29 protein-coding genes and 1 tRNA gene are annotated in these 22,035 nt (G+C 58.3%); 13 read left to right on the top strand and 17 right to left on the bottom strand.

Translation table 11 applies throughout. The features are described 5' to 3' along the window. Nucleotides 1-194: 194 nt before the first annotated feature. The 8 genes from COW1_RS10890 to COW1_RS10855 are packed head-to-tail and all read right to left on the bottom strand — an operon-like array spanning nucleotide 195 to nucleotide 6,350. Nucleotides 195-449 carry a hypothetical protein gene (locus COW1_RS10890; RefSeq protein WP_201344199.1) on the bottom strand — a complete coding sequence of 85 codons (255 nt, stop codon included), beginning with the start codon at nucleotides 447-449 and terminating at the stop codon, nucleotides 195-197. Then, nucleotides 436-1,050 (bottom strand): hypothetical protein, encoded by a 615-nt coding sequence (locus COW1_RS10885; protein ID WP_201344198.1) that lies wholly within the window; start codon nucleotides 1,048-1,050, stop codon nucleotides 436-438. The genes COW1_RS10890 and COW1_RS10885 overlap by 14 nt, the downstream gene beginning before the upstream one ends. Before the next feature lie 8 nt (nucleotides 1,051-1,058). Next, complete coding sequence (locus COW1_RS10880; protein ID WP_201344197.1) at nucleotides 1,059-3,482, bottom strand: TraM recognition domain-containing protein; 2,424 nt, start codon at nucleotides 3,480-3,482, stop codon at nucleotides 1,059-1,061. Next, nucleotides 3,479-3,754, bottom strand: a complete 276-nt coding sequence (locus COW1_RS10875; protein ID WP_201344196.1) for a hypothetical protein — start codon at nucleotides 3,752-3,754, stop codon at nucleotides 3,479-3,481. Before COW1_RS10875 ends, COW1_RS10880 begins: the two co-directional genes overlap by 4 nt. A gap of 2 nt (nucleotides 3,755-3,756) precedes the next feature. Then, on the bottom strand, nucleotides 3,757-4,689 hold the full coding sequence (locus tag COW1_RS10870; RefSeq protein ID WP_201344195.1) for a hypothetical protein: 933 nt from the start codon (nucleotides 4,687-4,689) through the stop codon (nucleotides 3,757-3,759). Nucleotide 4,690: 1 nt separating this feature from the next. Then, complete coding sequence (locus COW1_RS10865) at nucleotides 4,691-5,005, bottom strand: hypothetical protein (RefSeq protein WP_201344194.1); 315 nt, start codon at nucleotides 5,003-5,005, stop codon at nucleotides 4,691-4,693. Then, nucleotides 5,005-5,886 carry a hypothetical protein gene (locus COW1_RS10860; RefSeq protein ID WP_201344193.1) on the bottom strand — a complete coding sequence of 294 codons (882 nt, stop codon included), beginning with the start codon at nucleotides 5,884-5,886 and terminating at the stop codon, nucleotides 5,005-5,007. Before COW1_RS10860 ends, COW1_RS10865 begins: the two co-directional genes overlap by 1 nt. 11 nt (nucleotides 5,887-5,897) lie before the next feature. Next, nucleotides 5,898-6,350, bottom strand: a complete 453-nt coding sequence (locus tag COW1_RS10855) for a glycine zipper domain-containing protein (RefSeq protein WP_201344192.1) — start codon at nucleotides 6,348-6,350, stop codon at nucleotides 5,898-5,900. On the opposite strand from COW1_RS10855, the gene COW1_RS10850 reads away from it, so the two are divergent. After that, nucleotides 6,349-6,750: a hypothetical protein gene (locus COW1_RS10850; protein WP_201346136.1), complete on the top strand. Its 402-nt coding sequence runs from the start codon at nucleotides 6,349-6,351 to the stop codon at nucleotides 6,748-6,750. The two genes, COW1_RS10855 and COW1_RS10850, sit on opposite strands and share 2 nt — an antisense overlap. On the opposite strand, the gene COW1_RS17275 is transcribed toward COW1_RS10850, so the two are convergent. Continuing rightward, nucleotides 6,689-6,841, bottom strand: coding sequence for a ribbon-helix-helix protein, CopG family (locus COW1_RS17275; protein WP_370590905.1), 153 nt, complete (start codon nucleotides 6,839-6,841; stop codon nucleotides 6,689-6,691). The genes COW1_RS10850 and COW1_RS17275 overlap by 62 nt on opposite strands. A gap of 126 nt (nucleotides 6,842-6,967) precedes the next feature. Here COW1_RS17275 and COW1_RS10840 point away from each other — a divergent pair, with 126 nt between their 5' ends. The 8 genes from COW1_RS10840 (at nucleotide 6,968) to COW1_RS10805 (ending at nucleotide 11,375) form a co-directional block, all read left to right on the top strand. Beyond that, the gene (locus COW1_RS10840; RefSeq protein WP_201344190.1) at nucleotides 6,968-7,471 is read left to right on the top strand and encodes a hypothetical protein; all 504 of its coding nucleotides are present in this window, start codon (nucleotides 6,968-6,970) and stop codon (nucleotides 7,469-7,471) included. 584 nt (nucleotides 7,472-8,055) lie between these two features. Then, on the top strand, nucleotides 8,056-8,286 hold the full coding sequence (locus COW1_RS10835; RefSeq protein WP_201344189.1) for a hypothetical protein: 231 nt from the start codon (nucleotides 8,056-8,058) through the stop codon (nucleotides 8,284-8,286). Between the two features lie 773 nt (nucleotides 8,287-9,059). Further along, nucleotides 9,060-9,371 (top strand): type II toxin-antitoxin system HigB family toxin, encoded by a 312-nt coding sequence (locus COW1_RS10830; protein ID WP_242466424.1) that lies wholly within the window; start codon nucleotides 9,060-9,062, stop codon nucleotides 9,369-9,371. Between the two features lie 4 nt (nucleotides 9,372-9,375). Continuing rightward, nucleotides 9,376-9,753, top strand: coding sequence for a type II toxin-antitoxin system HigA family antitoxin (locus COW1_RS10825; protein WP_201344188.1), 378 nt, complete (start codon nucleotides 9,376-9,378; stop codon nucleotides 9,751-9,753). Nucleotides 9,754-9,827: 74 nt separating this feature from the next. After that, nucleotides 9,828-10,070: a type II toxin-antitoxin system Phd/YefM family antitoxin gene (locus COW1_RS10820; RefSeq protein ID WP_201344187.1), complete on the top strand. Its 243-nt coding sequence runs from the start codon at nucleotides 9,828-9,830 to the stop codon at nucleotides 10,068-10,070. 39 nt (nucleotides 10,071-10,109) lie between these two features. Next, nucleotides 10,110-10,322, top strand: a complete 213-nt coding sequence (locus COW1_RS10815; protein WP_201344186.1) for a hypothetical protein — start codon at nucleotides 10,110-10,112, stop codon at nucleotides 10,320-10,322. Nucleotides 10,323-10,336: 14 nt separating this feature from the next. Beyond that, complete coding sequence (locus COW1_RS10810; protein WP_201344185.1) at nucleotides 10,337-11,011, top strand: SOS response-associated peptidase; 675 nt, start codon at nucleotides 10,337-10,339, stop codon at nucleotides 11,009-11,011. A gap of 28 nt (nucleotides 11,012-11,039) precedes the next feature. After that, nucleotides 11,040-11,375 carry a hypothetical protein gene (locus COW1_RS10805; RefSeq protein WP_201344184.1) on the top strand — a complete coding sequence of 112 codons (336 nt, stop codon included), beginning with the start codon at nucleotides 11,040-11,042 and terminating at the stop codon, nucleotides 11,373-11,375. Between the two features lie 171 nt (nucleotides 11,376-11,546). Here COW1_RS10805 and COW1_RS10800 read toward each other — a convergent pair whose 3' ends face one another. The 6 genes from COW1_RS10800 to COW1_RS10775 form a co-directional block, all read right to left on the bottom strand. Continuing rightward, complete coding sequence (locus COW1_RS10800) at nucleotides 11,547-14,159, bottom strand: DEAD/DEAH box helicase (protein ID WP_201344183.1); 2,613 nt, start codon at nucleotides 14,157-14,159, stop codon at nucleotides 11,547-11,549. Nucleotide 14,160: 1 nt separating this feature from the next. Then, nucleotides 14,161-15,702, bottom strand: a complete 1,542-nt coding sequence (locus COW1_RS10795; protein ID WP_201344182.1) for a site-specific DNA-methyltransferase — start codon at nucleotides 15,700-15,702, stop codon at nucleotides 14,161-14,163. A 100-nt stretch (nucleotides 15,703-15,802) separates the two neighbouring features. After that, nucleotides 15,803-15,988, bottom strand: coding sequence for a hypothetical protein (locus COW1_RS10790; protein ID WP_201344181.1), 186 nt, complete (start codon nucleotides 15,986-15,988; stop codon nucleotides 15,803-15,805). 213 nt (nucleotides 15,989-16,201) lie between these two features. Then, nucleotides 16,202-16,819 carry a hypothetical protein gene (locus COW1_RS10785; RefSeq protein WP_201344180.1) on the bottom strand — a complete coding sequence of 206 codons (618 nt, stop codon included), beginning with the start codon at nucleotides 16,817-16,819 and terminating at the stop codon, nucleotides 16,202-16,204. A gap of 47 nt (nucleotides 16,820-16,866) precedes the next feature. Beyond that, nucleotides 16,867-17,334 (bottom strand): hypothetical protein, encoded by a 468-nt coding sequence (locus COW1_RS10780; protein ID WP_201344179.1) that lies wholly within the window; start codon nucleotides 17,332-17,334, stop codon nucleotides 16,867-16,869. A gap of 2 nt (nucleotides 17,335-17,336) precedes the next feature. After that, entirely contained in the window at nucleotides 17,337-17,990 is a 654-nt protein-coding gene (locus tag COW1_RS10775) for an NYN domain-containing protein (RefSeq protein WP_201344178.1), read from the bottom strand. 576 nt (nucleotides 17,991-18,566) lie between these two features. On the opposite strand from COW1_RS10775, the gene COW1_RS10770 reads away from it, so the two are divergent. From COW1_RS10770 to COW1_RS10755, 4 genes are all read left to right on the top strand, one after another. Further along, a tRNA-Phe gene (locus COW1_RS10770) sits at nucleotides 18,567-18,661 on the top strand. Between the two features lie 182 nt (nucleotides 18,662-18,843). Next, entirely contained in the window at nucleotides 18,844-20,313 is a 1,470-nt protein-coding gene (locus COW1_RS10765) for a phosphomannomutase (RefSeq protein ID WP_201344177.1), read from the top strand. A 294-nt stretch (nucleotides 20,314-20,607) separates the two neighbouring features. Next, on the top strand, nucleotides 20,608-20,844 hold the full coding sequence (locus COW1_RS10760; protein ID WP_201344176.1) for a DUF4160 domain-containing protein: 237 nt from the start codon (nucleotides 20,608-20,610) through the stop codon (nucleotides 20,842-20,844). Further along, nucleotides 20,825-21,136, top strand: a complete 312-nt coding sequence (locus tag COW1_RS10755) for a DUF2442 domain-containing protein (protein ID WP_255534179.1) — start codon at nucleotides 20,825-20,827, stop codon at nucleotides 21,134-21,136. Before COW1_RS10760 ends, COW1_RS10755 begins: the two co-directional genes overlap by 20 nt. A gap of 211 nt (nucleotides 21,137-21,347) precedes the next feature. On the opposite strand, the gene COW1_RS10750 is transcribed toward COW1_RS10755, so the two are convergent. Together COW1_RS10750 and COW1_RS10745 are read right to left on the bottom strand one after the other, a co-directional pair. Then, nucleotides 21,348-21,704, bottom strand: coding sequence for a hypothetical protein (locus COW1_RS10750; protein WP_096364524.1), 357 nt, complete (start codon nucleotides 21,702-21,704; stop codon nucleotides 21,348-21,350). Next, nucleotides 21,701-21,994 carry a DUF6516 family protein gene (locus COW1_RS10745; RefSeq protein ID WP_242466423.1) on the bottom strand — a complete coding sequence of 98 codons (294 nt, stop codon included), beginning with the start codon at nucleotides 21,992-21,994 and terminating at the stop codon, nucleotides 21,701-21,703. Before COW1_RS10745 ends, COW1_RS10750 begins: the two co-directional genes overlap by 4 nt. Nucleotides 21,995-22,035 lie beyond the last annotated feature (41 nt).

The following is a 22,035-nucleotide window of genomic DNA, read 5'->3' as shown; positions in this document are numbered from 1 at the left end:
TGGACAATGATGTTATCGCCCCCCAAAGGATGCTCGTCGGGAACGCAAAAATAGTTGTGGCTAGCACGTTTTCGGACGTCCATCCCAAAGGGGATGGACCCCGCGAAAACGTGCTTCCACGCGTTCCAGAGAAGCCCTGGGGGGGCGAGAATATTCATGTCCATCAAATGACACTCGTCTGACAAATATTTGTGTCAGCCAGCGGTGCCGTCGCCAGCCGCCATTCCGCCAGCCGGTTTGACAGTCTCTGCACCTTTGGCGGCCGCCTTTTTGTGCCGCTTCCAGTCACCGTCCTTGGCAAATACGAGCTCCACCGCTTGCTCGAAAAAATCACGTTCCGTGACACCGGCCCACACGCAGTATGACTGGAGCTCCGCATCCAGGTGCTCTGGCAGCGACACACGCTTGCCCACTCGTTTATCACTGGTCTGTGCTTTAATCATCGCCATCTTCGGCCTCCTTTACGTCATCATCGTCGTCGTTGGTTGAATTTCGGCGGCCAGCAATCATGGCCGCCATTTCGGAAATTTCTTCGTCACTCACTTCGCCGCCCGCCGGGCCATCATCTTGCCCGGCATCGGCATCCTTGGCCGCCGACCCCGTGCCCGGCGAGCTGTCACGCTCAGTGACAGCGGCCAGGTGCTGGATCTCCTCGAGCGAGGCTTCCCGCATGCGCGCGATCCGGGACATTATTACGTCCCTGTGCAGTTCCATCCTGTCGCCAAATTCCGCCCTGATCGTGTCCAGGGTGTCGCCGCTCAGCATGTCGGCCATGGCCGAGTTCATGGCGTCGACTGAGCTGAAAAATCGCTCCGTCGCGCGCATCTGCCGTGACAGCCACGTTGACATCATCATGAGCCGGTCGTGTTCCTCGCGGAGCGCCCGGTGGATGTCGCGGGCGAGCGTGAGCAGCGGATCGTCCGGGTCTTCGTCGTAGTCAGCCGGCGTCACCCAGGGTGACCCGGACTGTGCCCGCGTGATGCGCTGGACCTTGCCCTCCGCCAGCTCCTGGCGGACTTTTTTCTGGAGTCTTTCGAGTGCACTGGTCATGGCTCACCTCACGAAAAATCCGGGTTCATCCGAATGACATCTCGGCGCAACACGCCACCACGAATCACCTGCACGACGGCGGTGAAGGGCTCCGCCAAGAGCGTCTCCACCTCGCCGCCGTGAACCAGCGGGTGCAGGCCGATTTCCGTGGTCGTCGGCGAGGGCACGAGGCTGCCCAGCACCTGGTCACCCAGCTCGCCCAGCGCAGACGCGACCTTGGACGAGATTGCGGCATACGGCGCGTGCAGCGCGGGGACACCCTCTGCCCGCACGAGCCTGCCCACATATTCGTCGTGGCGGGCGAGGGAGACGACGCCGCTCTGGAGTCGGGAGGTGATAGCGGTATGAGCGCTCGGCGTACCCGCGACGTGCCCGATGCGGGCGCGCCAAATGTCGCCGATGCGGTCAGCGATCCAGTCGTCAGTCGACCGGCTGCGACCGGGGAGGGCGACGAGGTTGGCGCAGACCTCGAGCAATTTTTTCGCATTCGCCTCACCCATCGAGGCGTACATCCCCTCGATCGTTTGTGTGCCATAGACCAGCGTGAGGCCGAGCGAGCGCGCCTCCGGTGCGATGTCCACATCCTCGTCACCGACCACGGCCTGTGCTTCGTCCACGACGATGAGGGCAGGTGTCTGGCCTTGAGTGTCTCGCCAGCCATCACCGCGCATCTTGGCCGAGCGGTACACGCGAGCTTTGACCATCGATGAGATCAGCTCCGCGCCAGTCCCGTATCGCGTGCGCGGCACATCGAAGCCGATGTGCTCACCGTGCAGCACACCTGCGGGGTCCACGCCGCTGTCAGCCTGGGCCCACTCAAGCAGCTCGCGGCTGGACAGGAGTGGGACGTACCATTCGCGTACCGTCGACAGGATGCTGCCCAGGCTCCGTTCCGGGATCTGGGGATACTCGTCAGACCAGAAGTTCGCAGCCAGCTCAACGAGCGGGTCACCGGCATATTCCTCGCGGATAGAGTCGATGACAGTGCTCCGGTAGTCCGCACTCATCACAGTCTGATAGACCCCATACGCAGTCCAGTCCTCGCTGCTCGCATGGAGCAGCACCGCGGCCTGCCTCAGCATGTGCGCGGCTTCTGCATGCCAATGGGCGGCGTCGCCGGTTGCGCGCTTGGCGTAGACCTCCTCCAGGGCCTGCACGTACTCGATCGGCCCCAGGCCCTCGGTCAGACTAAACGTGTCGACTCCGGGTGAAATCAGCCGGCCACCTGTCTGCGGAATCAGGGTGCCGGGGAGCTGACCCTTGCCATCCAGGATGAGCATGCCACCGGCACGGCTGGTGGCCCACTGCTTGGCGACTGTCTTGAAAAACGAGGTCGTTTTACCGGTGCCGCTGCCGCCCAACACCAAGGTCGGGATCGACATGTCCTGCGCCGAGTAGCCAAACGGCAAACCCGGGTTCGGGCTGTACGCATCGCCCCTGGCCTCGAAAATGCCCGTTGACGTGCCCAATTCGAAGAAGGGGGACTCGTCGGAGATGGCACGATCCATCTGTTTCTGTCGCGCCCGCTGCGCCACTTCACCGTAAACATCGCCGCCGCGCTCGAGGTGCAGCGCGAGATCGGCGCGCTGGCCGCTTGTCTCCTCAGCTTCTGACATACGCTCGGCGATCGGCGAGCGGTCCATCATCCACACTACGCCTGCTCCAACGCCGAGCAGTGAGAGGTAGGTAATCACGAGCAGGGTCAGGAACGGGACTGGTGCAGCAAAAATGGCCACTGGCATCGTGATCAGAATCACGACACGAGCCAGATACCCCATTACGTGCTGCCGGAGAGTCTCATCCAGGACGTCATCCGGACCTACCTCGCTCACCGGTCGACCATTTTCGTCAGCAAACGGGAGACGCCAGCGGTCAGCCAAATCAGAAGGGCAGTTGTCAGGCAGGTCACGCAGCAATGCCCGTTTAATCACGGATCGAGCGGCGTTTTCATCGTGTTCATCAATCAGCTGATCGGGTGCGAGCCAGCGCGCAATCCGCCCAGTGAAAAACAGACCAGCTGCACTCACCAGCCCCATTACACCAGCCGCCACGAACATCGATGTCAGCGGAACGACAAACAGGGCCATCGGCACGAGTACCGCGCCGAGTACGACCAGGCCCAATATAATGATGTCGAGCGCTTTTTTTCTGTGCCAAATCCGCTCCGCCGCCCTTACAGACAGCAGTACGTGGTAGAGCAGCCAGGACAGCTGCTGCCGGTCATCGAGATCGACGCGAGACAGCCTCTCACCGGCCGGCGCAATCGCGATCGGGTCGAGGCCGGGGACGCGGCCTGCGAGCAGTTTCGTCACCCAGCGGGTGACCATGTTCTGGATCCGGCCGCTGAGGCCGGCGCTGATGCCGATTGTTGCAGTGCGTTTCGGCTGCGCGCCGTCGACGCGTTCTGCTGTGGTTTCGATTGTTTCGCTCATGCTGCTGCTCCTGAGATTGCGGTAGTGGTGATGGCGCTACGGACGAGATCAGACATCCGCGGGTACTCATCGGTCCAGTAGCGAATAGCTGACCGGGTGGCGGCGCTGGCGCGATCCGGGTCGATGCGGTCAATCATGCGAGCTCGATACTCATCATCGTTGATGACTCGCTGGATCCCACCGAGCGGGATAGTTCCGCTGGCTGTGATCAGTGCCTGCGCGGCGCAATGCATGACCGCCGCTTCGTGATTGATCCAGTTTTTCGTCATCATCGTTATCGCTCCATTTCGTCGTTGCTACGTTCAGCCTGCTGCTGTTCCTGGCCCTGGGCCTGTGCCTGTCGGTTCTGCTGCTGGAGGCGGGCCAGATTTGATTGCTCGGCCTGGGCCTGTTGCTGGTCCTGGGCCTGGGCCTCCTGCTCTTCTCGGGTTTGCTCCTGGGCACGTTCCTCCTGCTGTTGTTCCTGCTGCTCGGCCTGGCGTTCATCGCCGCCGCGCAGTTCGTCCGCGCGCTCCCGGTGCTGCTGGGCTTCGGCCAGGTGCTGTTCGCGCTCCTGGTCAGTGGCTGCCCAAACAGCACTGCGCTCGCGGGAGTCGGCCATCATCCGTTCAGCTGCCTCGGCGCGCTCAGACTCCAGCTCGGCGCGCCGCTCCGGGTCCTGCTCCGCGTCGATGCGGGCCTGATAATCTGCATCGCGGGCTTCGAATCGATCCCAGCGCTCACTGATCCCGTCCGGGCCCCACTGGCCTGATGCCGGCGGCGCAGTCCGCTCATCCCGCTCGCGCAGTTCCTGCGCGCTGCGCTGCTGGGCCTCCTGTTGCTGGTGGCCTTCGTCCTCGCGCTGCTGCTGGATCTGCTGGTCTTCGACGAACCGCTGGTGCTCGATTTCGGCCTCAGACTGCTGCTCGGCCGCGTCTTCCTGCTCCGCGGTCTCACGCTCGGCACGTTCCTGTTCGAACTGTTCTCGCCGCTGCTCTTCCTGCTGCGCCAACTCTTTGCGCTGGTCTGCATCGAGTGCGGCCTGCTCATTCAGCCAGTCTTGCTCGATGCCGACCTGGCGCTCGATGTCAGCCTGCTGCTCGGCGTGCTGCTGCTCTTGTGCCCACTCCTGCTCGCGCTGTTGCTCCTGCTGCTGATAGCGCTCGGCCTGCGCCTCCAGTTCGTCTGCGCGCCGATTTAAATCTTCTCTGTATCGACTCAGTAACATGTTAGAGCACCTCGATTTGCTGAATGATTTCTTCTCGCTGCTGGAGCAGCCGGCGGCGCTCGGCCTCCGCCTCAGCCGCCCGGCGCGCAGCCGCTTCTGCGCGCGCCTGCGCCTCCGCCTCCGCAGCCGCCCGGGCCTGGTGCTCGCGATACGCATCGACGCCGGCAGCGATGGCGACCCACAGCACGACCAGCACCACGAGTCCGACCAGCCCGCGCAGGGCCCACCGTTTCACCGCTGGCGGGATCAGCGGCCCGTCAGCCCATTCCGGAGACACATCCCACTGACTGTTAGACTGCAAAAAATCGTCACTCATCACTCACCTCCCCCAAAAATCCCATTGAGCAGCCCACCGACCGCATCACCGACCGCCTTAACCGGATCTTTCCGCCGGGCCTGCTCCGACTCCGGCTCCGGCTCATATACCACCTCCGGCACCTCGGCCGGCTTCTCGGCCGCGGCCAGCCGCTGCCGCTCTTGCTCGATTTCGGCGAGCAACTGGTCGCCGCTGCCGGGCAAGATTTTGTTTGTGCGTCTCGCATACGTCGTGGCTGTGTCGAGGTCGCCGCGTTTGAGGCGAGCTTCGGACCAGCGCTGGTAGTCCTGGCTCATGCGGGCGCGGGCGTCGGCGGCGGCCTGCTGGGCACGGCGGTCGTCCTCCATAGCCTCCAGCGTGCGCACTACGTCGATGGCGGCAGCGCGGCGCGGGGTGAGGTACTGATCTGCGTCCAGGCGCTCTTGCAGCAGAGCGATGTGCTCGGCGACGGGATCCGGCTGGGGCTGCGGTGCAGGTGCCGGTGCTGATGCATCCGGCTCTGCCGGTGCCTGCTCGGCCTGGGCTTCGTGCTCGGCTGCCGGGATGTCTGCCGGCCCTGGATCCTCGGCCTGCTCAGCAATAGGGGTGAATGTCACACGCACGGTGTCACCTCCGTAGGGCTCAATCGAGCGCCCCTCCAATCCCTCCAGTGCTCGAGTGACATCGCGCCGATGGCGGCGCGGGACGAGATAGTCGATGTGGTGGGTGCCGGCCTGCTGCCGTCGGAGCAGGGCCTCGCGGATCTGGTGGTCGGTGTCAGCGCGTAGCACGTCGACCGGGATCTCGATCGTCGTGCTGGTCTGCCCACCGGCCAGGACGATGGCCGGCAGGAGGGTCAGCAGCAGCGCCAGGGCGGCGAGGGTGTATTGAGTACGAGACATCGTGACCTCCCTCAGCTCTGCGCCTTCCAGCTGCCGTCGGCCTGGCGGCACGCGACCCCGTGGACCTGCTCAGTGCGGCCGCCGATCTTGGCGTCTAGGACGTATTCACGGCAGGGGCCGCTGGAGGTCTGGTAGGTCTCGGTCGGTGTCATCCGGTACCGGGTGTCCGTGTTCGGATTCCGCCAAGCTGCACTCCGGCCGTCGCGGCGGGTCTCGAGTGCCTGCTGCGCCCGCATCCGATCGACCTCATCCATTCTCTGGCCGACAGCGCCACCTATAGCCGCGCCGACCAGGGTGCCGGCGATGATGGCGGCGGTTTCACCGTCGCCGTCGACGGCCTCGGCACCGAGCGCGCCGCCGAGAGCGCCGCCGACGACGGAGCCGATCTGCGCGTTGTTGGGCTGGGTGGCGCAGCCGGTGGTCAGGACCAGGGCGGCGGTGAGGGTGAGGGTCAGTTTGTTCATGAGCGTCTCCCGAATTTCAGGTTCTGGTAACCGTTTTGCATTTCTCGAAAGTTATGATAAAGTTTCTAGAAGCACTTGTCAAGAAACTGGCACCCAATATCTGAAATACGGAGGCGAGATGTGCGGAATCGATGAAAAGACCTTGCGGGCTCTGGTCGAGGCCGGGGCCGTGGACACTCTATATATGGCGAAGGAAGGTCAGGGCTGGGGCCTGGCGGCCCAAGTGGGCCGATCGACGATGCGACTGGCGACGAAGCGGGGAGAAATCAGGCGGTTTGCGTCGGCGGATGCGGCTGCGCGGTTGGCACTAGAGGTGAGCGGAGGAGGGGCGCTGGCGGTCAGGATTCCTCGTGCTGCTGTCGATGACGGAGCGCTTCCGACAGGAGCTCTTCCATCATGACCGACCTGCTGACTCTCGATTTTCGTGCCAGCTCATCGATGACGTCGTACTGCTGCCTGGGCAACCAGATTTCGGCGGATTTGTACCCCATCGACTTGAGCTCTTCTCGGCGGCGTCTGACCAGGTCCTGTTTCGAAGTCATTTTTGCACCTGATTTCTAGTTTCTCACTGGAATAAGCCAGTGATCCTACATGGTTGATTAAAGGAGTTACACAAGATGAACATTTCTAGAAAGTTTAGCGTAATAGCATCCCTGATTTCGATGCTAGCCGCCGCGCCGGCCGTCCAGGCGGACCATGAATGGAGACTCACGGTCAATGGGGTGAGCCGCCATTTCGACACCGACACCCCCAGATCCCAACTCAACGAAGTGAACCCGGGCCTGGGCCTGGAATATCACACGAGCGACTGGTACATCGCCGGTGCATCATATATAGATAGTTACGACTGTAGGGCCGGGTACCTGGGAGCTGGTGAGCGCTGGCAGCTCGGTCAGCTCGCGGGTATCACTCTGGATGTGGGCTATTTCGCCGGCGTCCATTACCGCTGCCTCGAATACGGCGATACTCAGCAGAACTTTGTTCCAGCGGCGTTCCCGACTCTGACCGCTGGCGCCTTCGGCGATCTGGTGCAGTTGACCGCTGGTGTCGTGCCTCCGGTGCCTGACATCATCGAAGATCCTGGAGTCGCATTTTCACTCTCAATCCGACTCCCAGACTGAGTCTCAATATTATCAGAAACAGTCAGTTTCTGACTGTATCCGCACATACCTCCGCCACCCCTGCCTCCGCCCGCTCCGCGGGCTCCGGTAGCGGGGGTGTCGGCACCCACCTCCCAGCACCACCGACCACCACTCCATCCGATCCGCCCCGCTGCCTCCGCCTACGGCTCCGGAAGCGCGGGGCTGCCCGGCATTTCATAGATGCCCAGCAGCGATGCTCGCTGCCGACCCGACACTCCCTCGACTGACATGGATCTCACATCGCCGCTGGCGCGGCTCCCGGGTTCCCCGCTCCCGTTTGGGGGGAGGATGCCCACGTGCTCACGCAGTCAAGGCACCGCTAGGCCGGCTGCGCCGGCCGCGGCCCTGGCGGGTGCCCGGCAGATCGGTCTCGCGCACTCACGGCCCCGCTGGGGCCGTTCGTAAACGCGCGAGCTGCGATCAGCCGTTGCATGCCTGGACAGCGCTGCGCGCGTGGTCTGCAAAACCCTTGTCGGGAGCGGGGGCAGTGGCCGACAGGCCACACAGAATATAGAAATCCGTCTGTATTCTGCGTGATCGGCAACCACAACAGGAGATCAGCTATGTTGAACAACGATTTTCGCCAGGCCAACGAAGAAGCGTTCCTGCGCCAGTGCCGGCGCCGGCAGGCGGCGAACCGGCCGACGGTCATTGACCGGCTGTTTCGCTGGACTCTGATCCTGCTGTTCGTACTGCTCGGGATCCGGGCAGGCGGTTGGGTGCTGACCCCGGTGCTGGGACTCATCGATGTGCTCGACCAGCCGGCGCCTGTCTATCAGCTGAGCCAGCGCTGACCGATTCTCCTACCGCAGCCACCCCGGCTGCGGGTCCCCCTCCCCTGGCGGGGAGGGGCGGAGGGGAGGGGTGCGTCTCTGCCCACCAGGCAGTATCAGCAGTACACCCACCACGGCCAGCCAGGCCGGTTCCCATAGAGAAAGGTCGCAAGTGATTTCAGTCACTTATGCGCCCGTGCACTTGAGAAGTGTACTGTATAGTACAGAGTACACGGTATGTAGTACGTACCATTTAGTACACATCAGGATATTTATTTCTGATAGCGCCCATTATCGGAAATAACTGCCCGGTATCGGCGATCTCAAATCACCGACCTGACGGCCTCTCCCCCGGATACCGCGGCTGATTCGACATCAGCCGTACCCTGTTGACCAGGTATCCAGATTTCCATGGGTGTGGCTAAGGTCGAGGCGCTGCTAGGGAGGATCTGCCAGGGGATCCTGGCAGCCTTCATGGTCAGCCATTGGAAGTAGACGCGCCCTGGCCTCGTTAAATGATACCTCGCGCTCCGCCTCCAGATCCTCCAGCCCGGCGATCACTGCACGGATAAACGCACTCTTTTCTTTGGAATGATCGTGATCAGGTGTCATACTTTTCTCCACAAAAAAACCAAGGGATCGGACCAGATTTTAGCAGTTTGTACAGGTAACTGACGGCATCAGGATCATCACGGTGATTGAATCGAAATTCTATCTCGCGCATGAACAGCGGAAAGTTGCGCCGGCGCCCGCCGAGGGCGGCCCCAAAAAATACTTGATCCCAATTTGGGAGCATGTTAAAATTTTCAGAAATGAGGGTAATCGCCAAACGAACGCTACGAGAATTCTATGAGCAATCCAGGTACAAGGATGCTGCTGAGCCACTGAAGTCCTGGCACGCTGAAGCGAGCCGGGCTGAATGGAAAACTCCGCACGATATTAAGGCCCAATTTGGCTCGGCCAGCATCATCACAGACACGCTGGTGGTGTTTAATATTGCGGGGAACAAGTACCGCCTGGTTGTTGATATCGATTACGGTCGGCAGGCATTGTATATCAAGTTTGTCGGAACCCATCGACAGTACGACAAACTCAAACTGGGATAGCGACATGGATATCAAACCGATCAAAACAGAGCAGGATTATGATGCAGCCCTGGCTGAAATTGAGCGCCTTTGGGGGGCTGAACAAGACACGCCTGCTGGCGACAAGCTGGATGTCCTGATCGCGCTGGTTGAAGCCTACGAAGAAAGGCATCATCCCATTGAGCCACCAGATCCCATTGAGGCGATCTTGTTCCGCATGGACCAGATGGGGCTGAACCGCAAGGATCTGGAGCCTTACCTGGGTAGTCGTGGTCGGGTTTCCGAGGTGTTGACGCGAAAGCGTCCGCTCACGCTGACTATGATTAGAAGGCTCTGGCAGGGGCTTCATATCCCACTGGAAAGCCTGATCGGCTCTAATAGTGATCACCACCAGCACGCGTGATGGATATCAACCGCCGCAGTCATGACTGCTGTAGCGCTCAAAGAAGCCTGCCACAGCTCTGACGGAGAGGTATCATGACTGCAATCACGGCCAGTGAAGCCCGTGCGAACCTGTATCGCCTGATCGATGAGGCCGCATCATCACATCAACCGTTGCTGATATTGGGGAAGCGAAACAGTGCGGTGCTGGTTTCCGCAGAAGATTGGGATGCGATCCAGGAGACGCTGTTTCTGCTATCTGTCCCTGGTATGCGCGAATCGCTCCGGGACGGCATGGAGACGCCCGTTGACGAGTGCGCCGAGGACCTGGAGTGGTGAGCTGGCGGCTGGTCTATATCCCCATCAAGAGTATGCAACATGAGCGAAAAGCGCATAGACCCTGATGCGGTCTTCGCTGCCGTCGAAACGGACCGTCGCTCTGGTGAGCTGCCCAGGAGAGTGACGAATGCCTCGACCCGTTACTACGCGTCGGCCTCGTACCCGGGGTGGCTAGAGCGTGTCGACGCTCAAGGGGTGCGAACCATCGGCACCATCCGTAATGGGGGATTTATCCCCCGCGGCGAGGAGTGAGATCCCCTATCCTCATGTGCGGCCGCTTCGCCCTAATCTCCACACCCAAACGCTTCGCCGAGCTGGCCCAGGCCCGCTGCGCGCTCGGCGACATGCCGCCTCGTTACAATATTTTGCCCGGCCAGGAAGTCCTCGCCTGCCGTGTCGATACCGCCGGCGAGCGGGAAATGACTCTGCTCCGCTGGCCCTACATCCCGCCGTTCGAGAAGCAACCCAAGACCCGGTACTCCACCATCAATGCCAAGGCCGAGACCCTGGCAAGCAGCCGGTTGTGGCAGTTTCCGTTTCGCCATTTCCGGTGCCTGATTGCCGCCGATGGCTTCTATGAGCCCAGGGACACAGGTGAGAAGCGCAAGCCGCAGTATTACTTCCGGCGGAAGGACGGGCGGCCCTTCTTCATGGCGGGCCTGTGGGGCCGCTGGGAGCCGCCGAAGGGCGAGGGCGGCGAGGCGTTCGATTCGTGTGCCATTGTCACGACTGAGCCGAATTCGGTCGTTGGAGAGGTGCATCCGCGGATGCCGGCGATTCTGCCGGCTGACGCCTGGGCGGAGTGGCTGGATCCGGAGGTGACGCGACCGGAGGAGCTGCTGTCGTTACTGGGGCCGGTGCCGGACGAGGGCTGGGAAGGGTATCCGGCGGGGTATTACACTCGCGAGGATAGTCCTGCGGTGATTGAGCGGCGTGAGTGACCAGACATAGCTAATTGTGGAGGCGTTTATGCCTAATAATGAGAATGATATTGTTGAGCTAGGGCCTGTATTCGCACAGAAAGATCCTAGAAATTGGGAATTCCATGCGGATATGAATCATGATGGTGCTATCACGATTAGTGATGTAGACAACTGGGCAGAATGGATATTCTTTTACCCAGGTGACTGGCTGATTAAGTATTTAACAAATGATATGAATGCCGTAGCTCGATTCTTCGAAATATCATATAACGATTACGGTGGTTTGCTTTCCGGAATTATCTCTTCTGTATGTTGGCTGGCTATACTGTTTACGGTTGGCGCAATCACTCTAGCAGTAGAGGATTGGTTTAACGGAAAATAACAGATCAACAAGTAAGCCATGGCTGACAGAAATATCATATCAGGCCGACAGACATAGGGATCTTTGGCGATCTAGGATAATCCTGCGCTGAGCGACAATCTGTCAGCGATCCGGCTCTAATAGCCAGGGAAGGCGTAGCCCCCGCTTCGGCGGGGGTTTTATTTTATGGCATTAAGAAATCTTGTTTTTGATCTGGTCAAAAACATTTAAACCGTTCTGATCGTGCACGGCCATCAAGAATAGCCCTTTGCCTCCGCTCTTCTCCTCCCATAATGCGCCGACATTAGCCTTCTGTTTCTCTGAAGACTTTTCAACCAATTGCTCGCCCTTGTATTCAACCACCAGGATACGGCCGTCTTCGAGCATGGCAACGAAATCGGGATAGAACCAACCACGCGCCAGGGGGAGACGAAAAGCGGCTTGCGGATGGCTATCGAGGTTGCGCACCCAATATTTCACATCCTGCTGCATGTCCAGCGCGCGGGCGCATTCGAACTCTTCGCCAGAGTTATTCAGGTCACCTACACGATGATTGCCGTAGTAGTGTTTCTGGAACCGGTAACTCCCCCGGTAGAAGCGAGTGGCAGGGTAAGTGTCAGAGGGAAAGTGGAATCCGTAGTCGAAACTAACCTCCACCGGTGCATCCTCGGCAAACAGGGATGCCTGGTATCCACGGTCCCGGGCCTGTTTGCGATGGTCACTGATCTTGCGGGTGATGGCCTTGGCCAGGCGGTATTTCGCCCGCACAAGGGCCGCCAGCTCAATGCCCCGATGATCCATAAGATCGGTGATGACCCGTCGGATGAATTCCAGCATCTGGGTCTGCGGGACATCCGCGGCCCGGCACTGCCGGTCCAGCCAGCGGTTCAGCACTTTTTCATCCCAGTGTGAATGCAGCCCGCCCAGTTCGGGCTGGCGGATTTCATCCGAGATGTGGTTGTAGACGACTTTCTCTTCATCGCTCACATCGAGCGAGAAGCTCTGATGGCTCTCCTCGGCCTTGAATTCATCGGGGCTGAGGGTTGCCGGGTAATCGAGCAGATTCCAGCCACCGAGGTCCAGGAATAGCTCAGGCTCAGCCAGTTCCAGGGTGCCCTGCACTGCAAGACAGAGTTGGGGGACGGTGAAGGGTGCCTGCCTGGCCGCCGGTGAATCGTGCTTCTCGGCGTGGTGGCGCTGGAACTCGAGCTGCTGGCGAGCCTCATCCCTGGTGGCTTCCGGCATCAGCGCTACAAGGGCTTCCTGGTCCGCTTCGGGCACCGGGGTCTCGATGACCAGTGTCGCACCCCCTTCGGGGGTATCCTCCACTCTGACAATCTCCCGCAGCGACTCGGGAAGGTCGGTGATTGCCGGCGCAGTTTCCAGCTGAAAGGTCACCGGCGCCGGGGTCGGGTCGGGTTCAGTGCCGTGATCCAGATCGAGCCCGTGGGTTTCAATATTGTCCTCAGCCTCTTCCGCCTCGAAGCCCATATCAACCAGGCGGTCGCGTAGATGTACCGCAGCTTCGATGAAATTCGGTTCACAGACATGCGCGTAAGCGCGGTTCAGCGCCTGCTGGCTTCTTCGTCTTGCATAGGGCATCCGCAGTACCCGCCCGAGGAGCTGCTCGACGTCCGTCCGTGAACGAATATTGGCCAGTGAGCAGAACACGTAGGCAAACGAACAGTCCCATCCCTCCTTCAGGGCCTGGACCGTGATGACGTATTCGATCGAGCAGTTGGGATCGAAAAGGTCGAGTCCATCCAGTTCACGCTGATCGCCGGTCACAACCGCGATGCGATCGGCCGGGATCTGTTCACTATCGATCAAGTGTTGTTTCAGGGTCTCGGCTGACGCCTCCTGATCCTTGTTCTGGGCCTGAAACAAGACGATGGGGCGGATGTAATCACTCTCGCTCCTGGCGGTTTCCACCAGGCGGGTCCGCTCAGCGAGCGCACCATTGACTGCGGCCTGCCAGCTCTTGTGGGCCGTTAGGACGATCGGCAGCTTGATCATCTCTTCATCTTTCAGCGCAGTGGCGGAGACGCTGAACAGCACATTACTGCGAGACTTCGGAGTTGCGGTGAATTCGATGATGCAGGCCGGGTTGATTCGGGTCTGGACCTCGCGTGTCAGTCCCGTCACCGCATTGTGTGCCTCATCGACGATCATGAGCGGCCGGTGCAGGTGGAGCAGGTTGGCGAAGGAGAATTTCGGGTTTCCAACATCATCATGCTCCAGCCCGGCCGGGAGCCTTGAGAAGCGCACAAAATGCGGCTCCAGAGCCTCGTGGTGATCGTAGACCTTGCGCCCTTCGGTCTTCTCGACGCGCAGGGTCTGGATCGTGCCGACCACGATGCAGGCGGCCTCGAGCATGTCCGTGGGCCGGATATGGGGGAAATCGGCGATATCGAATACCCGCACCCGGCCCTCAAACGCATCATCCAGCACCTGGCGGTAAGGGTGAGCGGGGTTTTTCAACGCCTCCACGGTCTGTTTGCGGATCGTGTTGGAGGGTACGAGCCACAGGGCTACCGGGAAATCCCGCTCGAGGAAGCTGGCGCCGGCGAGTTTGACCGAATGCGCGCCCAGGATCGTTTTCCCGCCACCGGTCGGGATCCTGATGCAGACGTAGGGGGTGGCCGCGAGATCTTGCAGGGGACGGTACTCGCCGCCGTATCGGCCCAGGCTGAGGGATTGGGTCGCCGTTTCAAAGGCGGCCGATGCATCACCTGTCTCTCGGGTTGTCTCCAGAAAATCCTGTAGGGCGCTCAGTGCTTGTTGTTGGTATTGTTTGAGCTGCATATCAGCGTATCCGAATATCGTAGGGTGTTTGCTTGAATGTCACCTGCTCAGTGAGTAGCGTCTGTTTCGACAGCCGGCTGCTTTCTCCGTAAATCACCCAGGGCCCGTCAAAACCTTTGGCCTGCTCGCGCAACAATTTGAGAATGGGGCGGATCAGCACATTACCGCCGCTGACGCTCTTGTCACCCAGGATTCCATTGTAGAGCAGTGCATAAGCGATGCCATCATGGATGCCGAGGAAGGGCCTCCTAGCCTGCTTGCCCAGCGCCTGCCCGGTCTCGGAAAACCAGACATGCGCGGCCAGCGCCCCAAAGCGCACCTTCGGATTGATCGTGCCTTCCTCGTCGAAGACAGCCTTTCCCAGCTGGTAGAAATGAAAACCGCCACCGCCTTTCCAAGCTACAGCCTCGGAGATGCCGCCCTGCTCTCCGTCAATCACTTTCTTCAGGCGAGGCACGCAGTGTGACACTGCGTGCTTCCCCGTTTCGATCCCAATGTAGTGGCGACCCATTTTGTGAGCAACAGCGGCTGTAGTGCCGGATCCCAGAAAAGAGTCGAGAACAATGTCAGATTTGTCTGAAGCAATCCTCAGTATCTGTTCAATAAGTCGCTCTGGCTTTGGGTTGCTAAATGGACTTTCATTAATCAGCTTTAGCTGTTCTTTTCTCCCATCTTGAGTGTGGCCAACGTCGCCCCAAAGCCATACAGTCATCGGGACGACACCGTCATCGACCACGGTGGATAGGTGTCTTTTGAAGGCGGGGACCTTGTTTTTCCCGCTTTTTCCCCACCAAATTAAATCGTTTTCGACGTGTTCACGGTATTGTTCTAAGCCATATGCCCATACTCTTGTCTTCTTTGGCCATATTTCTTCACCAGTATTTGGATTGGTGATTGGGTAATACAAATTAGGCCGTTCTTCTGCGTTTTTTGCGCACGTGTAATCGCCGGCCTTCCAAGGGCCGCGTGGGTCGTCGTCAGGATTCTTGTAGGCCGAGTTCGACCTGTCTGAGCGTGGTAGCTTCCTAGGTCTCCACAGTTCTTTATTCTTGGCGAATACCATAATATGGTCGTGTGTGTCGCTCATCCATATTGCGTCGTTTGCGGGCGCATATTTTTTTTGCCAAATGACATTTGATATAAAGTTCTTTCTTCCAAATATTTCATCCATTATGACTTTAAGATAATGTGCTTCATTATCGTCTATAGAAACCCAGATGCTGCCATTTTCGGCTAGTAACTCACGGAGCAACTCCAATCGCGGATACATCATTGATAACCAAGTGCTGTGTTCTAAATTGTCATCGTAATGCTCAAAGGCAGACTTGGTATTGTACGGCGGATCAATATAGATGCACTTCACCTTGCCGGCGTAATAGGGCAAAAGTGCTTTCAGGGCTTCCAGGTTGTCGCCCTGGATAAGCATGTTCTGGGTGTTTTGGTCGCCAGCGGAGTGCTCAGGCACTGCCTCCAGCAGCCGGTACGGTGCCTTGCGGGCACTGCTCAGATCATCGTCGCGGGTGAGCCAGTTGAGATAGGGCATTATTGTTTCATCAGTCGTCTATGATGCTTGTCATCTATCAGGCTTTGCTCTGCCTGATTAGCTGGTGAAATGTGTCATTTTATTTTGCTTAGTCTCATGTTTAATGCTTCTTGCGTTTTGATTCAATTGCCCCACCTGAAATTGTCCTGCCTTTGGCATAGATATCCTGCTTGCTCCCGCTAGGGTATTTTTCATCTAGTTTCTCCAGTTCACCTTTTGGGTAAGGAGAACCGTGAATTTTGCCCGTCTTCTTGAGTTTTTCACGCAGCTTGCGCACTTCATGCATGTTCACTCGACGGCTTTTTCTAATTTTACTCATTGGGGGCATTGACCGGCATAGCGGCGATGTTATCGGTCTTGTGAAAAAATATGTCTCAGTGTAAGTGACGATACTTCGATTTACCAGCTGATGAATGTATGTTCTCTGGCCGGCGTGGTTGTGGAGACGCCCTCTGGCTCCGGGTTACAGGAAGATTGTCTAGCTACGGCGTAAGACGGGTTATGGAGTGCTAGGTAATTCGTCATCAATCGCATTTAATGCTTCTTCTATACTGTCAGATAGCATTCCGTCAAACATTCTTGCGTCCTCAAGGAGGAGATGTGTCGATGTTTTCCCGTCTCCAAATGTCACAGTAACACCCCTGGCTGCGTGGTGAGCACGCTCTTCAATGCTCCTCACAACATTGATTGCATAATATGCTGACGCTATTTTGTTTAATAATTTGTGGCTTCTTATTAAATTGAGCTTTCCAGCGCTTATCGCTGCATTCCATAAATCATTTCTTAATGGGCGGACAGCAAGTATCGAGGGGTTGCCTTTTCTTGTTTCATGATCCGTTTTTGCCTGCTCTAGTTCATCTTTGATCAGTTTAAGCAGCTCAATCTCGCTTTCTCTTCTAGCATTTTCATTTTTAATTTCTTCCGAATGTTTAACAGCTCTGTCAATCCATAGAGCTACCGGGATTCCGGCAATTAAGGCAGCAGCGGTCGATAGTAGTCCGCTTGTTGTGTTTTCCCAAAATGAAATGTCTGGTGTGTATATCAGCACATAAGCAAATGGAAGTATCAGCAAGAGAAATACGGCGGCTGATAATATAAATTCTGTGAGTTTATTCATTTGGCATTCTTATGCTGAACGAGTTATATGGCTTTGTCTGAATGAGGTCACTCAATCGACAGCTGACCTGCCATCTCGTCTACCATGTCGTCAACCAAGTCGAATCTAACTTTTTCTTCGCAGACGTTTTCGTCTGAATCTTGTGTCATTTTCATGCGTAGCGCCCGCTTACCCATACGTAATGTTTTGCACATTGAGTATTTGACAGCGGTCATCTCAACAACGATCCCTGCATCAGGGCAAGCATTGAAGTATTTTTCCATATTTGAAATTGATCTGGATCGACAGCGATCAACGTTGTATTCGTATTTTTCACCTATAGCAGATTGGAGTTCGTATTCTGCTAAACAAAGGGAAAAATGTTTAATTGTGAGGTCTGTGAGAATGTGCTCGACTTCGCAATCAATCTTCTCCGGATCATCTGGATCAGAAGCATGAATAGAGGTAGGCAATAAGAGAAGGGTTGCGCAGAGTAAAATAAATCTTGATCGCGTATATTCGGCCTGCGAATCCATTTCTATTTGTTCCTGAGTTCTTTGGGGAGTGGGGTATCTATTACGATATCAGCATGCGCTTTCAGGTCGCGCCGGATGCCATGCCCCATGTGATCCAGATACACACGCACACCTTCGCGCCGAGCAAATTTGAATGCTGGGATTAGGTCGCTGTCACCTGTGGCGACGACGATTGCCTGCACTGTGCCTTGTAGAGAAAGTCTCGCGATATCGAGCCCGATTCGCAGATCTACGCCTTTCTGCATGACATTCGGGACTAAATCACGTGGCTCCACAGCGCGGGTGTTCTCCATGATGGAATCCATCGCCCGTTTACCCAGCTTCCATTGATAGGTGACGGTTTCGCCGAGGCGGAGCGCGAAATTTGGGCGCATCTCCAGGACGCTTAGCAATTTTTCATGATCATGGTATATCTGAGTCTCTGCCAGATTGACCTTTGATTTGTCGAGGGGATTTACCAGTTCCTCGTTGGCGGGAGGGGCGTGATAGAAATATACCCGCAGGAGGTCGCAGTTTTTTAGCGATTCATGGGAATGAAGGCGCTCGCACGCTTTCTCAACATCATCGGCTGTTGGGAATCGGTTCGTGTACTGCTGAAGCTTTTTGAGGACGAATCCACCGTCTAGTAAAACGGCATAGCGCGTGGGAAGGGACATTGTGATTCGTTATTTTAAAGATGACCCGGACCCGTTCGTGCACACACGTTGATGTGCTTAAATCAGGGACGAACGGGTTGGGTCGTTTTTCTATCAGCAAGCGTAGCTTGACAATTGCTATACCTGATGTCAACTAAAAATCGTTACCATAAATTATTATTTTTGTCAATGGTTTACAGGGTAGAAACGCTCCCTTAATCTGAATTCCGGTATCCGCCGTCTCTTTTTCTCGCCCGAACCCTTGAGCCAATGATGGGAGGCAATAGGGCCTCGGGAGCGATGGGCTTCAACCCGTCATGTAAGAGAAGGAGACTTGGCTATGGCTAAGAAACCGTGTGGTGGCTGCAAACGGCCGCCGCGGGGGCCGAAGACTGTCCCTGTGCGCCCGCACAGGAGACGGCCTCCCCGTAAGTGTAACTAGCAGTAAGTAGGTTGGCGGCGGATACCACCTTATTCTTTAAGCAAGCTAGCATGCCAACAGTCAGTTTCAAGGGGTATATCTCTTTTGGCTAGGCGTGAATAAGAGACGAAATTCATGACTTGAAAGCTGACCAAGGAAGCGGCTTGTGGAAATATGGCTTGGAAATAGTATAATAACTTATTGTATTTAAAACATGAATAGGGGATTGAAAATCCCCGTGTCGGCAGTTCGATTCTGTCCCTGGCCACCATCTTCCCTCCCGACCATTCCGTGTACTGTACCTTCCGCGTGTAGGATGGGTGGAGGCGCGTGCGCCGCAACCCATCACCCGGCCGGATCCCGATGGGTTGCGCTTCGCTTCACCCATCCTACTGTAGGCTCCTGAATATCTGTTATTCTCGGCGCCTCCCATAAAATACCGAGAGGGGGCGCATGCCTGAAGTCCAGCAACGTATCGCCGACCTGATGCAGCGCAGCGGCGTCGGCTTCGGCACCAGCGGTGCCCGCGGTCGGGTGACGGACATGACCCCGCCGGTCTGCTACGCCTACACCCGCGCCTTCCTGCAGTATCTGGAATCCAGTCAGGGCCTGCGTCCCGGCAGCCGGGTGGCCATCGCCGGCGACCTGCGCCCCAGCACGCCCGATATCATGGCCGCGGTGGCCCGGGCCTGCCTCGATGCCGGCTACGAACCCGTCAACTGCGGCTTCATCCCCTCGCCGGCCGTGGCCCTGTACGGTATCGAGCAGGGCATCCCCGCCATCATGGTCACCGGCAGCCACATCCCGGATGACCGCAACGGCATCAAGTTCAACAAGCTCGGCGGCGAGATCCTGAAAGACGACGAACTGGGCATCCGGGCGCAGAACGTGACGGTCCCCGAGCCGTTTCCGGCCGACTACCACGAGGCCCTGCCGTCAGTCGATGAAGCGCCGGCGCAGCGCTATCTGCAGCGCTATCTGGATTTCTTCCCGGCCGCTGCCCTGGCCGGCCTGAAGGTGGGCGTCTACGAGCATTCCGGGGTCGGCCGCGATCTGCTGGCCGCACTGCTGGAGCGGCTGGGCGCGGACATCACCCGGCTGAACCGCTCCGAGGTCTTCATCCCGGTCGACACCGAGGCCATCCGGCCCGAGGATGTGGAACTGGCCCGCGGCTGGGCGCAGGAATTCGGACTGGATGCCATCGTCTCCACCGACGGCGACGCCGACCGCCCGCTGGTCGCCGACGCAACCGGCCGCTGGCTGCGCGGGGACATCGTCGGCGTGCTGTGCGCGCAGTATCTGGACATCGACCGCCTGGCCACCCCGGTGAGCAGCAATACGGTGGTGGAGAAGTGCGGCAGCTTTGCGCGGGTGGAGCGCACCCGCATCGGCTCGCCCTACGTCATCGCCGGCATGCAGGCCCTGGCCGGGGAGGGCGCGGCCAGCGTGGCCGGCTACGAGGCCAATGGCGGTTTTCTGCTGCAGACGCCGGTGCAGCGCGACGGGCATGAACTCAACGCCCTGCCCACCCGCGACGCCTTCATCGTGATTCTGGCCGTGCTGGCCGCGGCCCGGGAGCAGGGCAGCGTGAGCAGTCTCGCCGCCGCCCTGCCGCCGCGTTATACCTTCAGCGACCGCATCAAGGCCTTCCCGACCGAACAATCCGCCCGCATCATCGCCGAACTTGACGGTAGTCAGGCCAAACTGGAGGCGATCTTCGGCAAAATCACACAAAGTCACATGATCGGGCTGGATCCCACCGACGGCCTGCGCCTGACCTTCGACAACCAGGAGGTCATCCATCTGCGCCCCTCCGGCAACGCCCCTGAACTGCGCTGCTACAACGAGGCCGACAGCGCCGAGCGCGCCGAGGCCCTGAACCGCGACTGCATGGCCCTGCTGGCCGGCTGGCGGGAATCCTGATACAGATACGTAGGTCGGGTTAGCCTGTAAGGCGTAACCCGACATCATCCGCCGCTGTGTCGGGTTACGCTGCGCTAACCCGACCTACCACTGCAAAACACCCGTCATCCCGGCGCAGGCCGGGATCCAGAACCGCCGCGGTTTCCGGAGCCCTGTGACGTAGGCCGGGTTAGCCCGCCAGGCGTAACCCGACACAATCCCCGGACTTGCCAAGGTTTTGGTGATGGACGATTATCGGATTGAGTAAGTTCAGGCATCGGCCGGGACGCCGGGCACAGATAAGGGAATATCTGTATGCCGACGATATTGAGAGCAGGTCCGTACCGGTTCTTCTTCTATGCCGGGGATCGAGGAGAACCGCGCCACATTCATGTGGAACGCGACGCCAATATTGCCAAATTCTGGCTGGACCCGGTTCGCCTGCAGCGCAGCGGTGGCTTCACCCGCAGAGATATTGCGCGGATTCACGAGATAATTGAGCAACACCATTCAGTGTTTCTGGAGGCATGGGATGACTACTTCGGCAGTTGAAATGGAGGTGCCCAACGCCGTGGGTGTAGAGGTGTCCGAGGACACTTTGAGCGTGGAACTCAGTGATGGGCGTTCGATAGCAGTCCCGCTGGAGTGGTACCCTCGTCTTGTGCACGCCTCGATTGAAGAGCGCAACGACTGGCGACTCATTGGCGCCGGTCAGGGCATACATTGGGAGTCGCTTGACGAGGATATCAGTGTCGCAGGCCTGCTGGCCGGCAAGCCGTCAGGCGAAAGCCAGACGTCATTCAGGCAGTGGCTGGAGCACCGCGCAGCGGCTAAAGCTCCCTGAGCATCGTGTAGTAATGTAGGTTGGGCTGAGCAACGCGAAGCCCAACACCCGGCCCGGGCGAGCCATTGTTGGGCTTCACCCTGTTCAGCCCAACCTATTTGCTATTTTTCCTTGAAGTGACGTATTGCGTAGGTCGGGTTAGCCTGAAAGGCATAACCCGACTTACCCGCCGCCCTGTCGGGTTACGCTGCGCTAACCCGACCTACCCTGCTCAGGCCGCATCCCGTACGGCGGCATGAATGACGATCTCATCGAACGGTGCCGACAGTCGCCCGCGGCTGTCCTTTTCCAGCAGTTCCAGTTCCATGAGCCGGGCAACGTCGGTGTGGACATTCTTGTAATTGCGGCTCAGTTGTTCCGCCAGCGCATGCGTATTCAGTCCCGGATGCGCGGCCACGAAACGCACCAATTCCAGGCGTTTTTCGGTAATGGCGGAGAACAGGGCATGCAGGCTGCCGAAAACGATGCGGGGAGGGATATCATCCCCGGCCTGAGTGCGGCGCCATGTATCGGTAAAGGCCTCCAGTGCCGCCTGGGGTTTGAGTACCTCGAACTCGATCCGGCTCATTCGTCCCACCTCCATCCGGCAAGATGTGTGCAATCAAGCCGGAAATCTGCAATCAACTGTTCAAGTGACTGGAAAGGATAAGCTTCCTCCCTGTCCCGGTAGTGGCGATGATCACCCTTGCCGCGTTCATTGTCGTAACGGACCAGGCAATCGCCGCCGCAGCCGCAGTACAGCCGGTATTTCAGGCCGTGCGGCCGGTCAGCATCCGCTCGAGGCAATGCCCAGATAACCATTTCGACCAGAACCCGGCCCTGGCTGGCCTTGTAGTGAAAGAGCTTCCTTGCTCGCATAATGGCATGCTAGACCATAATATATATGGCGTCAAAGACCA

This window comes from Thiohalobacter sp. COW1 (assembly GCF_016629505.1).
Classification (GTDB): domain Bacteria; phylum Pseudomonadota; class Gammaproteobacteria; order Thiohalobacterales; family Thiohalobacteraceae; genus Thiohalobacter; species Thiohalobacter thiocyanaticus_A.
The sequence above is the reverse complement of the archived record's forward strand: the minus strand, read 5'-3'. Positions and strand labels throughout refer to the sequence as shown.